The organism is Streptomyces sp. NPDC002055, assembly GCF_040296705.1.
Taxonomy (GTDB): Bacteria; Actinomycetota; Actinomycetes; order Streptomycetales; family Streptomycetaceae; genus Streptomyces.
In genome coordinates this window covers 78,305-90,376 of the sequence record NZ_JBEOXS010000011.1, presented here as the reverse complement: position 1 = coordinate 90,376, position 12,072 = coordinate 78,305, and the positions used below count along the sequence as shown (strand labels likewise).

10 protein-coding genes are annotated in these 12,072 nt (G+C 71.7%); 3 read left to right on the top strand and 7 right to left on the bottom strand.

All coding sequences use genetic code 11. The features are described 5' to 3' along the window. Positions 1–85: 85 nt before the first annotated feature. The 6 genes from rapZ to uvrA form a co-directional block, all read right to left on the bottom strand. Positions 86–1,015, bottom strand: a complete 930-nt coding sequence (gene rapZ / locus ABT112_RS09135) for an RNase adapter RapZ (RefSeq protein WP_351507245.1) — start codon at positions 1,013–1,015, stop codon at positions 86–88. Further along, a complete protein-coding gene (gene uvrC, locus ABT112_RS09130; RefSeq protein ID WP_351507243.1) occupies positions 1,012–3,264 on the bottom strand; it encodes an excinuclease ABC subunit UvrC in 2,253 nt (750 codons plus the stop codon). The genes rapZ and uvrC overlap by 4 nt, the downstream gene beginning before the upstream one ends. Positions 3,265–3,682: 418 nt before the next feature. Then, positions 3,683–4,153, bottom strand: a complete 471-nt coding sequence (locus tag ABT112_RS09125) for a hypothetical protein (protein WP_351507241.1) — start codon at positions 4,151–4,153, stop codon at positions 3,683–3,685. After that, a complete protein-coding gene (locus ABT112_RS09120; protein WP_351507239.1) occupies positions 4,150–4,323 on the bottom strand; it encodes a hypothetical protein in 174 nt (57 codons plus the stop codon). The genes ABT112_RS09125 and ABT112_RS09120 overlap by 4 nt, the downstream gene beginning before the upstream one ends. A 334-nt stretch (positions 4,324–4,657) precedes the next feature. Next, on the bottom strand, positions 4,658–5,560 hold the full coding sequence (locus ABT112_RS09115; protein WP_351507237.1) for a GNAT family N-acetyltransferase: 903 nt from the start codon (positions 5,558–5,560) through the stop codon (positions 4,658–4,660). Positions 5,561–6,014: 454 nt separating this feature from the next. After that, positions 6,015–9,188, bottom strand: coding sequence for an excinuclease ABC subunit UvrA (uvrA, locus tag ABT112_RS09110; protein WP_351507235.1), 3,174 nt, complete (start codon positions 9,186–9,188; stop codon positions 6,015–6,017). Between the two features lie 179 nt (positions 9,189–9,367). Here uvrA and ABT112_RS09105 point away from each other — a divergent pair, with 179 nt between their 5' ends. The 3 genes from ABT112_RS09105 (at position 9,368) to ABT112_RS09095 (ending at position 11,373) form a co-directional block, all read left to right on the top strand. After that, complete coding sequence (locus tag ABT112_RS09105; RefSeq protein WP_351507233.1) at positions 9,368–10,084, top strand: maleylpyruvate isomerase family mycothiol-dependent enzyme; 717 nt, start codon at positions 9,368–9,370, stop codon at positions 10,082–10,084. A gap of 4 nt (positions 10,085–10,088) precedes the next feature. Further along, complete coding sequence (locus tag ABT112_RS09100) at positions 10,089–10,745, top strand: MBL fold metallo-hydrolase (RefSeq protein ID WP_351507231.1); 657 nt, start codon at positions 10,089–10,091, stop codon at positions 10,743–10,745. A gap of 373 nt (positions 10,746–11,118) precedes the next feature. Next, positions 11,119–11,373, top strand: a complete 255-nt coding sequence (locus tag ABT112_RS09095) for a hypothetical protein (protein ID WP_351507229.1) — start codon at positions 11,119–11,121, stop codon at positions 11,371–11,373. 274 nt (positions 11,374–11,647) lie between these two features. Here ABT112_RS09095 and ABT112_RS09090 read toward each other — a convergent pair whose 3' ends face one another. After that, positions 11,648–11,860: a hypothetical protein gene (locus ABT112_RS09090; RefSeq protein WP_351507227.1), complete on the bottom strand. Its 213-nt coding sequence runs from the start codon at positions 11,858–11,860 to the stop codon at positions 11,648–11,650. Between the last annotated feature and the right edge of the window lie 212 nt (positions 11,861–12,072).

Below are 12,072 nucleotides of genomic sequence, written 5' to 3'. Positions count from 1 at the left end.
TCCTCGGCGGCGCGGCCGCTCGTGTCCGGGGCAGGCCCGCCCGGAGCGGGGGCGGCGCTGTCGTCCCGGCCCTCGTCGCGGCGTTTCACTCGCGCCCCATGTCGCGGTGGACGACCACGGTCTCGACCCCTTCGGCCGCGAGCCGCGCGGCGAGCTTCTCGGACATGGCGACGCTGCGGTGCTTGCCGCCGGTGCAGCCGATCGCGATCGTCACGTAGCGCTTGCCCTCACGGCGGTATCCGGCCGCGATGAGCTGCAGCAGCTCGGCGTAGCGGTCCAGGAACTCCTTGGCACCGGGCTGGTGGAAGACGTAGTTGGAGACCTCTTCGTTGACCCCGGTGAAGGGGCGCAGCTCGGGCACCCAGTGCGGGTTGGGCAGGAAGCGGCAGTCCGCGACCAGGTCGGCGTCGACCGGCAGGCCGTACTTGTAGCCGAAGGACATCACCGTGGCGCGCAGCTCCGGCTCCTCCTCGCCTGCGAACTGGGCGTCCATCTTGGCCCGCAGTTCGTGGACGTTGAGGCTGGAGGTGTCGATCACCAGATCGGCGTCACCGCGCAGCTCGCGCAGCAGGTCGCGCTCGGCGACGATGCCGTCCACGATGCGGCCGGAGCCCTGGAGGGGGTGGGGGCGGCGCACCGACTCGAAGCGGCGGACCAGTGCGTCGTCGGAGGCCTCCAGGAAGATCACCCGGCGCTTGACGTTCTTGGCGGCCAGGTCGGCCAGGGACTCCCGCAGGTTGTCGAAGAACCGCCGGCCGCGGACGTCGACGACGACCGCGATCCGGGCCACGTTGCCCTGCGAGCGGGCGCCGAGGTCCACCATCGTGGGAATCAGGGCGGGCGGCAGGTTGTCGACCACGAACCAGCCGAGGTCCTCCAGGCACTTGGCCGCGGTGCTGCGGCCCGCACCCGACATGCCCGAAATGATCACCAGCTCGGGGATGGCTTCGGAATCGGCGCCATCCGCCGTCGTGCCCGTACTCACCTGTGCTCCGTCTCCGTCGTTGTCATTCATCCGTCCTGCCCCCGTTCCGACGAGGACGCCGCGGCTGCGGCCTCGTCCTCCATGATCTCTCCCGTCGCGGTGTTCACCGCGGGCCCGGCCGGAGCCGCACCGGCGAGCGCCACCAGGACCGTCTCGGCCGTCTTGCGGCCGATGCCGGGCACCTCGCAGATCTGGTCGATCGTGGCGGCCCGCAACCGCTTGACCGACCCGAAGTGCTTGAGCAGGGCCTGGCGGCGGGTCTCGCCGAGGCCGGGGACCGTTTCGAGGGGCCCGGACCGCATGCTCCTGCTGCGCTTCTTCCGCTGGTAGGCGATGGCGAACCGGTGCGCCTCGTCGCGGATCCGCTGGAGGAGGTAGAGCCCCTCGCTGGTGCGCGGCAGCACCACCGGATCCTCGTCGTCCGGGAGCCAGACCTCCTCCAGGCGCTTGGCGAGGCCGCAGACGGCGACATCGTCGATGCCCAGCTCGTCGAGGGCCCGCCGGGCGGCGGCCACCTGCGGCCGGCCGCCGTCGACGACGACGAGCTGCGGGGGGTAGGCGAAGCGCCGCGGCCGGCCGGTCTCGGGGTCGACGGGGCCCGCGGCCATGGGGTCGGCGTCGGGATCGACCGGGCCCGAGGGCGGTACGGGGGCGGCGACGGCACCGGGCTCCACGAGGTCCGGGGCTCCCGGCGTGCCGGGAGCGTCGGGTCCGGTGGGCGACGCGGTGCCGACGACGGCCTCACCGCTGGTCTCCTCGGGGGCGGTGGGCGAGGCGGTACCGACGACCGCTGCGCCGCCCGTCTCCTCCGGTCCGGTGGGCGACACGGCACCGACGACCGCCTCACCGCCGGTCTCCTCGTCCCACTCCCCCGTCCGCTGCTTCTCCTGGAGGTAGCGGCGGAAGCGGCGGCCGATGACCTCGTGCATGGCCCGGACGTCGTCCTGTCCGGCGAAGCTCTTGATCTGGAAGCGCCGGTACTCGCTCTTCCGGGCGAGGCCGTCCTCGAAGACGACCATGGACGCCACCACGTCGTCGCCCTGCAGATGCGAGACGTCGAAGCACTCGATCCGCAGCGGCGCCGAGTCCAGGTCCAGGGCCTCGGCGATCTCCTCCAGCGCCCGGGAGCGGGTGGTCAGATCGGAGGCGCGCTTGGTCTTGTGCAGCGCCAGGGCCTGCTGGGCGTTCCGCTGCACGGTCGCCATCAGGTCCTTCTTGTCCCCGCGCTGCGGTATCCGGAGGCTGACCTGGGAACCGCGGCGGGCGCTGAGCCACTGCACGACCGGATCGGCCGGGTCGGGCACCGCGGGGACGAGGACCTCGCGGGGCACACCCTCGCCGGTCTCCTCGCCGTACAGCTGCTGGAGGGCGTGCTCGACGAGCCCGGCGGTGTCCACGGCCTCCACCTTGTCGGTGACCCAGCCGCGCTGACCGCGCACCCGGCCGCCGCGGACGTGGAAGATCTGGACGGCGGCCTCCAGTTCGTCCTCGGCCACGGCGATCAGATCGGCGTCCGTGGCGTCGGCGAGGACGACCGCGTTCTTCTCCATGGCGCGGCGGAGCGCCTCGATGTCGTCGCGCAGCCGGGCGGCCTTCTCGAACTCCAGCTCGTCCGAGGCGTCCTGCATCTGCCTCTCCAGGCGCCGCAGATACGCCCCGGTGCTGCCGGCCATGAAGTCGCAGAACTGGTCGGCGAGTTCGCGGTGCTCCTCCGGGGTGACCCGGCCGACGCAGGGTGCGGAGCACTTGCCGATGTAGCCGAGCAGACAGGGGCGGCCGATCTGCGCGGAGCGCTTGAAGACCCCGGCGGAGCAGGTGCGGACGGGGAAGACCCGCAGCAGCAGGTCGACCGTCTCCCGGATGGCCCAGGCGTGCGCATAGGGCCCGAAGTAGCGAACGCCCTTCCTCTTCGGTCCGCGCATCACCTGAACGCGTGGAAATTCCTCGTTCAGGGTGACGGCGAGGGAGGGGTAACTCTTGTCGTCGCGGTATTTGACGTTGAACCGCGGGTCGAACTCCTTGATCCAGGAGTATTCGAGCTGCAGCGCCTCGACCTCGGTGGTGACGACCGTCCACTCGACGGAGGCCGCTGTGGTGACCATCGTGCGGGTCCGCGGGTGCAGCCCGGCGAGGTCCTGGAAGTACGAGGAGAGCCGCTGACGCAGGCTCTTCGCCTTCCCGACGTAGATCACCCGGCCGTGCTCGTCCCGGAACCTGTAGACCCCCGGCGAGTCGGGGATCTGTCCCGGCTTGGGTCGGTAGCTGCTGGGGTCTGCCATGCCCTCACCCTACTGGCGGGAGGGGACAGTCCGGCGGCCGGAGACCGTCGGCCGAAGGGACTCGGGTGTGACGTGTCCCATGCAACCGCGCGGCGGTGCTCCGGGGCGGCGCTCGGGCGGGCCAGGGGCCGGGATGACGCCGGAGCGAGCGGCGGGGGCGCCGGGAGAGGGCGGGCCTCAGGTGGGGCCTCGGAGGGGCGGGCAGGGCGCCGGGCGCGGTGGTCACGGGACAGCAGCCGTGGCCCCGGAGCGGCACGTGTGGACGGGCGGCACGTGTGGACGGGCGGCACGTGTGGACGGGCGGGGCGGACGCGACCGCCGTGGCGAGCGGGCAGCGCACCGTGGCGCAGTCGGGGGCGGGCAGGCGTCGAGACGGACGGGACGCGGCGACGGAGCGCGGGCCGGCCGGCGTGGACGGTCAGCGGCACCTGCGACGACGAGCGGCGACAGCGCTCAGCCCGAGTGCCAGCACCGCGGCCACGGCGGTGGCCGCGGACGCCGCCGTCACCAGGCTCTCGTCGACGGCCCGGCCGGGGGGTGAGGCGGGCCCGCCCGGGGTTCCGTAGCCGCCGACCTTGCCGTCCCGGTCGTGCGCGGAACTGGGCAGCCCGCTGCCGTACGCCGGGTGACGGCGAGCCGGGCGGGCGTCGACGGTCCTGCTCCCGCCCGGGGACCGGTCCTGTGCCCGCCCCGGAGCGTGCGCCGCTGCCGGGTACCGCGTGCGGGCCTGCACATCCGCCTGAGCCCGGGACTGCGCGGCCACCGAGGTCACCGCACGCGCGGGGGAGGCGGCCCGCGCCGACGCCTGGAGCGGTGGCGCGAACAGCAGCAGTACGGCGGCGAGTGCCCCGGTCACGGCCGCACGAGCGGCGGTCCTGTGGGCGGTCACAACTTCACGCTCCGATCCGGTCGGGCGCGCGGCCCTGGGAGCAGGGCCGGCCCGGAGATGACGGCTGGTGTCGGCGCACCGGCGCGGATCGCCCCCTGCTGACGGTCGTTCTGGGCCATCTCGTCCCCGGTCCTGTCGTTGACATTGTCATAACCGTAGATCACATGCATGTCGCCTCTCGTCCGAGTTGATCCCGGTCTGCACAGTGGAGTAATGCAGTCATCCGGCACATGCGGCCCGGGTTTGACGGCTGCTCCGGCCGGACCGCTCCGTGCATGACCGAAGGTTGCACGGGAGTTGGGGCCGGCCGTACCGCTAATGGGGTCGAGCACGCGCGGAAGTACGGATTTCTCCGCGCGGGCCGGAGCTGCCCCGATGCGGAACTCCCCCGGCCGCGCGGCGAATCGGGGCAGCGGTCCGGGCGGCGGGGGACTGCCCTGGTCCGATGTTGCTGCCCGGACGGCCGTTCCGGGCACGCCGCCGGCGGCTCCGCGCCGCCGGCGGTCAGACGAAGTCGACGCGCTCCTCGCTGACCGGGTAGCCCGCCGTCGCGAAATGTTCGGCCATCGGGAAGTTCCCCCGGTCGGTCGCGGCCACGATGCGCGTCGCGCCCCGTGCCACCAGGTCTTGCGTGCACTCGACCAGCAGGTCGTAGGCATAGCCGTGGCCGCGCTGCTCGGGGAGGACGCCGATGAAGCCGATGCAGTGGCCCGACGGGTGGCGGGCGGGGACGTGGAAGCCCACCATCTCGCCGGCCGCGTCGTAGGCCACGCGCCACCAGTCCCGTGGGGAAGGCAGCCGGCTGAGGACGGTCAGGAGTTCCTCGACCGCGCCGGCCCTGCCGTGCGTCGCGATGTCGTTCAGGTCGTGGGCGTCCAACGAGCCTTGCTGGATCCGGCGCACCACGCCCCGGATGCCGTCGTCGTCCGGCTCGGGCCGGCACTCCAGGCGCCCGGTGCGCTCGGGGAGCGGACAGTCGGGGGTCCAGGTGTAGCGGTAGCGTTCGACCAGCTTCCGGAGGCCGGCAGCCTCGGCCGCGGCCGTCCGGGCCTCGGCTGCGGCTCGCACATCCGGCTCGTCGCGCCAGCCGGGCGGCAGCAGCAGGCTGTACTCGGCGTGCAGAGGTGCGGCGCACAGCAACTGGACAGCGGCTTCGTGGTCGGTGAAGTCGAACCAGTCGAGGGCGATGGGCTCGTCGTCCCCGGGCTTGGCCCACCAGGCCGCGCGGGCGACCACGACGCCGTCGCGCAGAGCGACCCAGGTCCATTCCGGCCGGTACTGGCCGCCGTCGGCGGCCATGCCGTAGGTGTCGCCGAGAACGGCGCGGCCGACCAGGCCCGGGTCGGGCAGGGAGGTGAAGAGGGGAGTCTCGCCCGCGGTGAGCGGACGGATGACCAGTTCAGTCATGGGTGAAGCGATCCTTCGGGGAGAGTGATGCGCTCCCGAATCAGACCTGGGACGCCCGGTGGACGGGGCGGGAGCGCAGGGTTGCTGTGGTGGACATCGCTCTCGCCTCCTCATCTGTGATCACGGGCGTGCGCTCACCCTAACGGCGGCCGCTCGCAAAGGTCCAGGCATTTCCGTGCCGTGCCTCTCGGCGTCGGGCGGACGGCAGCCACGGGCACGTGTGTAGCGGACTTGGTCACGGCCCGCGTGCACGGCGGCGCGGACGTTCCGCTCCGCCGAGCACGCGGGCCGCGTGGGCCTTGCTCTGCTCAGACCATCGGCACAGGCGCGCTGAGCTCAGACGCACCGGACACGGGCCCACCCTGGGCACCGGACACAGGCACGCCCGGGTTCAGGCACGCCCGGGTTCAGCCGCGCCCGGGTTCTGGCACACCCCGGCAGGGGCGCCCCGGGCTCAGGCGCGTCGGGACCTCGTGGGCTTCCCCTCCGCGGACTTCTTCGCGGCGGCGCCCTTCTTCGCGGCCGTGGTCTGCTCGGCCACGGCCCTTTTGGCAGCGGCCTTCTTGGTGGTGGTCTTCTTCGCCGCCGTCCTCCCGGCCGCATCGGCCTTCGGCGTCGAGTTCACCGTGGCGGACCCGGCCGCCGCCCGCTTGCCGGTCGACGTCTTCGCGTCCACCGTCCGCTTGGCGGGCGCGGACCGGGCCGCGACCGTCCTGGCGGACTTCCGGGCGGCCGGGGCCTTCTTCGCCGTCCGCTGTGCTCCCACTCGCGGGGTGGCGTCGCTGACCCGCTCGCCCAGGAGATCCCGCAGGAACTTGCCGGTGTGGCTCGCGGGGACGGCCGCCACCTCCTCGGGCGTGCCCTCGGCGACCACCAGACCGCCGCCGCTGCCGCCCTCCGGACCCATGTCGACGACCCAGTCGGCCGTCTTGATCACATCGAGGTTGTGCTCGATGACGATCACCGTATTGCCCTTGTCGACCAGTCCGGACAGCACATTGATCAGCTTGCTGATGTCCTCGAAGTGCAGCCCCGTGGTGGGCTCGTCCAGGACGTAGACGGTCCGGCCGGTCGAGCGCTTCTGCAGCTCGCTCGCCAGCTTGACGCGCTGCGCCTCACCGCCGGAGAGCGTCGGTGCCGACTGCCCGAGGCGGACGTATCCGAGGCCGACCTCGTTGAGCGTGCGCAGATGGCGGGAGATCGTCGGCACGGCGTCGAAGAAGTCCAGCGCCTCCTCGATGGGCATGTCCAGCACCTCGGCGATGGACTTGCCCTTGTAGTGCACCTCCAGGGTCTCCCGGTTGTAGCGCGCGCCGTGGCAGACCTCGCACGGCACATACACGTCCGGCAGGAAGTTCATCTCGATCTTGATGGTGCCGTCACCGGAGCAGTTCTCGCACCGGCCGCCCTTGACGTTGAAGGAGAACCGGCCCGGCAGATAGCCGCGCACCTTCGCCTCCATCGTCTCGGCGAAGAGCTTGCGCACATGGTCGAAGACCCCGGTGTACGTGGCGGGGTTGGACCGCGGGGTCCGGCCGATGGGCGACTGGTCGACGTGCACCACCTTGTCGACCAGGTCGTCGCCGTCGACCCGGGTGTGGCGCCCGGGGACGGTCCGGGCTGCATTGAGTTCCCGCGCCAGGTGGGTGTAGAGGATGTCGTTGACCAGCGTGGACTTGCCGGAGCCGGAGACTCCCGTCACCGCCGTGAACACCCCGAGCGGGAAGGACACATCGATGTCCTGGAGGTTGTTCTCCCGTGCGCCGCGGACGGTCAGCCGGCGGTCGGTGTCCACCGGCCGCCGGATGTCCGGCGTCGGGATCTCCTTCTTCCCGGCGAGGTACTGGCCGGTCATCGACTCGCTGTTGGTCAGCAGCTCCTTCAACGGGCCGCTGTGCACCACCTTGCCACCGTGCTCGCCCGCGCCCGGGCCGATGTCCACCACCCAGTCCGAGGTCTTGATGGTGTCCTCGTCGTGCTCCACGACGATCAGCGTGTTGCCCAGGTCCCGGAGCCGGACCAGGGTCTCGATCAGCCGGTGGTTGTCGCGCTGGTGCAGGCCGATGGACGGCTCGTCCAGCACGTAGAGCACGCCGACCAGGCCGGAGCCGATCTGGGTGGCGAGCCGGATGCGCTGCGCCTCGCCGCCCGAGAGCGTCCCGGCGGCGCGGTTCAGGGACAGGTAGTCCAGGCCGACGTCGACCAGGAAGCGCAGCCGCTCGTTGACCTCCTTGAGCACCCGCTCCGCGATCTTCTTCTCCCGGACGCTGAGCTTCATCTCCCGCAGGAAGTCCGCACAGTCGCTGATCGACATCGCGGACACCTCGGCGATCGACCGGCCCTGCACGGTGACCGCGAGGACGATCGGCTTCAGCCGGGTGCCCTCGCACGTCGGGCAGGGCACCTCGCGCATGTAGCCCTCGAAGCGCTCCCGGCTGCTGTCGCTCTCGGCCTCCGAGTGCCGCCGCTTGACGAACGGCACCGCGCCCTCGAACGAGGTGGTGTACGCGCGCTCGCGCCCGTAGCGGTTGCGGTAGCGCACCTCGATCTGCGTCCGGTGCCCGTTCAGCAGGGCCTTCCTCGCCCGCTGCGGCAGCCCGGCCCACGGGATGTCCGTACGGAAGCCCAGCTCCTCGGCGAGGGCTCCGACCAGCCGGCCGAAGTAGTCCTTGGTGTGGCCGTGCGACCACGGGTTGATGGCGCCCTCGTCGAGCGACTTGTCCTCGTCCGGGACGATCAGCTCCGGGTCCACCTCCATGCGGGTACCGATGCCGGTGCAGTCGGGGCAGGCGCCGAACGGCGAGTTGAACGAGAAGGAGCGCGGCTCGAGCTCCTCGAAGGACAGGTCGTCGTACGGGCAGTAGAGGTGCTCGGAGTACATCCGCTCGCGCTGCGGATCGTCGGCGTCGAGATCGACGAAGTCGAGGATGACCATGCCGCCGGAGAGCCCCAGCGCGGTCTCCACGGAGTCCGTGAGCCGGCGCTTCGCGCCCTCCTTCACGGTGAGGCGGTCGACGACCACCTCGATGGTGTGCTTCTCCTGCTTCTTCAGCTTGGGCGGGTCGGACAGCTGGATCGTCGTGCCGTCCACCCGCGCACGGCTGTAGCCCTTGGTCTGGAGGTCGGAGAAGAGATCGACGAACTCGCCCTTGCGCTCGCGCACCAGCGGGGAGAGCACCTGGAAGCGGCTGCCCTCCTCCAGGCTCAGCACCTTGTCGACGATCGCCTGCGGCGACTGCCGGGAGATCGGCCGGGCGCACTCGGGACAGTGCGGCTTGCCGATCCGTGCGAAGAGCAGCCGGAGGTAGTCGTAGACCTCCGTGATCGTGCCGACCGTCGAGCGCGGGTTGCGCGAGGTCGACTTCTGATCGATGGAGACCGCCGGGGAGAGACCCTCGATGAAGTCCACATCGGGCTTGTCCATCTGGCCCAGGAACTGGCGGGCATAGGAGGAGAGCGACTCGACGTAGCGGCGCTGCCCCTCCGCGAAGATCGTGTCGAACGCCAGGGAGGACTTGCCCGACCCCGACAGCCCGGTGAAGACGATGAGGGAGTCGCGAGGGAGGTCGAGCGAGACGTTCTTGAGGTTGTGCTCGCGAGCGCCACGGACGATGAGACGGTCGGCCACGCCGGTCGGCACCTTTCGTGAGAAGAGGCGGGGGTACGCCGGCACCCCCGGTCCAGGGTATGGGCGGCGCCACTGCGGTGTCGTACTTGATGCCGGACCGAGCCTATAGCACGCACATTCGATTTACGGGGTCGTGTCGCCACCTTCACCCGAACGTGTGGCGGCGATAGCGTCGAGTCATGACTGATCACGTGCAGGACACGGCGGCGGTCCGGGAGGCCACCGCACGACTGCTCACCGCCCTGGAGAAGCTGGACGACGCGGCCGTCCGCGAGCCCTCCCGGCTTCCGGGCTGGTCACGCGGGCATGTGCTCGCCCATCTCGCGCGCAACGCCGATGCTCTCGTGAACGTCCTCGAAGCCGCGCGCACCGGCACCCACATTCCCATGTATGCCGGCAGTGAGAGCCGCGATCAGGACATCGAGCGGGGCGCCGGCCGTCCGCTCGCCGTCCAGATCGAGGACCTGACTGCTGCCGCCGACCGTTTCAACAACGCCGCGGCCGCTCTTCATCCCGAGGCGTGGGAGGCCACCGTCACCCTGCGCAACGGCGTCACCGACCGGGCCTCGCGGGTGCCCTTCCGGCGACTGATCGAAATCGAACTCCACCACGTGGACCTGGGCATCGGCTGCACGGTCGGCGATCTTCCGGCCGCCTTCGTCGAGCGCGATCTGGACTATGTCGTGGGTGAGCGGTTCGCGGGCCGGCCCGACGTCCCGCCACTGCTGCTGACCGCCGACGGCGGCCGCGGCCGGCGCACCGGGCGGACGGACGGCGACCCGGTGGCGGTCTCCGGGTCCGCGGCGGCGCTGCTCGGCTGGCTCACCGGCCGGGCCGACGGCTCGGATCTCGACGCCGGGGGCGCCCCGCTCCCCGTGGTGCCGCCGCTAGGCTGACGTCATGACGTACAGCGGAGTGGTGACGGTCGGCGGGCCCGCGGACGTGCACGAACTGACGGACCTGATGATCTCGAAGGTCGCCGTCGGCCCCATGGAGAACAACGCCTATCTTCTGCGCTGCCGCGCGACCGACGTCCAGCTGCTGATCGACGCGGCGAACGAGCCGCGCACCCTGCTCAGCCTGATCGGCGACGGCGGGATCGCCTCGGTGATCACCACGCACCGGCACGCGGACCACTGGCAGGCGCTCGCGCAGGTGGTGACGGAGACCGGCGCCCGCACCTACGCCGGGCGGCACGACGCGGTCGGCATCCCCGTTGCCACCGACGTCCTGGTGGACGACGGCGACACCATCCGGGTCGGCCGGGTGGAGCTGACCGCGCGCCATCTGGTGGGCCACACCCCCGGCAGCATCGCCCTGGTCTACGACGACCCGCACGGCCACGCGCACGTGTTCACCGGTGACTGTCTCTTCCCCGGCGGTGTCGGCAACACCAACAAGGACCCCGAGGCGTTCGCCTCGCTGATCCACGACGTGGAGACGAAGCTCTTCGACCAGCTACCGGACGAGACCTGGGTCTACCCCGGCCACGGCAACGACACCACCCTGGGAGCGGAGCGGCCTCAGCTGCCGGAGTGGAAGGCCCGCGGCTGGTAGCCCCTGCCGGAGCGCGCACCGACGTCCGCGCCGGGGCGCGCTCCGGTGTTCTGCTCGTAGCCGGGGGACCGCATCCGAGCGACGCGCCCACGAGACCGCGTCAGGAGGTCAGTCGGCCCGGAAGGCGGCAACTCGGAGGGTGGCGGCCGGAGGACGTGCGGTCGGCCGCGCGCGGTGCGACCGTGCGGGGCCCGGTGGGAGCCGATAGGGCCCGGTGGGAGCCGGCACCTGTCGTGCGGCAGGGCGTCCCGCTGTCGGCGGGTCGGCGCCCGGTGAGGTTCGCCCCGCCGTCGGCCGGGTACCCGCAGGGGCGAGGAACCGCCATCCGGACCCGGGTCCCCCAGCCTGTGCCGTGAGCCAGCTCAGGAGTCTTATGGACAACGACGTGCAGGACCTCATCACCAGGGCGCGTGAACTCGCCGAACAGGCCGCCGAATCCGGGGATCCCGGGACCGCCGGTGCGGCGCAGGCCTATGCGACGCTGGCGCTCGTCGCCGGAATCGGCGACGTCAACGCCCAGTTGCGCACCCTCACCCACCGGGTGGACACCGAGAGCGGCGCGATCGGCACGGCGCTCTCCGATCTCGGCCAGAAACTCGACACCCTCACCTACCGCGTGCAGAGCTGACCCGACGGGCCATCCGCCCCCGCCTCCCGGAGAGGGGCGTCCGCCCGGAGGGTTGGCGAGGTCCCGCCCGGAGGGTTCACGGCGTCCCGATCGAAGAGTTGCACGGCCGTCCGCTGCGCGGTGATCGCCGGTGGGTTCACCGAGAGGGACCCTGTCGGTGGGTTCACCGAGCGGGTCCTGTCGGCGGCCGTTCCGACGGTCCGCCCGGTCGCCGGGAGTACGCCCCGTACCGAGTCGGGCGGACCTCACCTCCCGTGCGGCGAACGGACGGTCCTCACGCGGCGCTGGGCGGCCCGTCGTCGTTGCCCCGGTATCGCCTGCTGTCCCACAGAGCCATGGGCACGATGCCGGCCGCCGCGCGCGGCCCGTTCCGCTCCGTGCCGCGGGGCCATGCGCTCACCAGTCCCTGGGGCTCGACTCCGTGCGGCTCGACCCCACGCATCCTGGCGGCCAGTCGCTCCGCCGCACTGAGCTTGCCTTGACTCATGCACTCCTCCAAGGTTCGGGACCTGAGCTGTACGGGTCGTCAGCGATAAGGGCCTCGCCTGCCGGTGGAACGCCGGTGGTGCCGAGGCCGCCGATGGCGTCAGTGATCTGTACGGCCCCGGAGCCGAGTTCGTTCATCCGCGGTTGCCCCGAGCACGCGAACCGGAGCCGCGGCCGGGTACCGCGCACGGCCTCGGTGGGCACGTCGCCGTG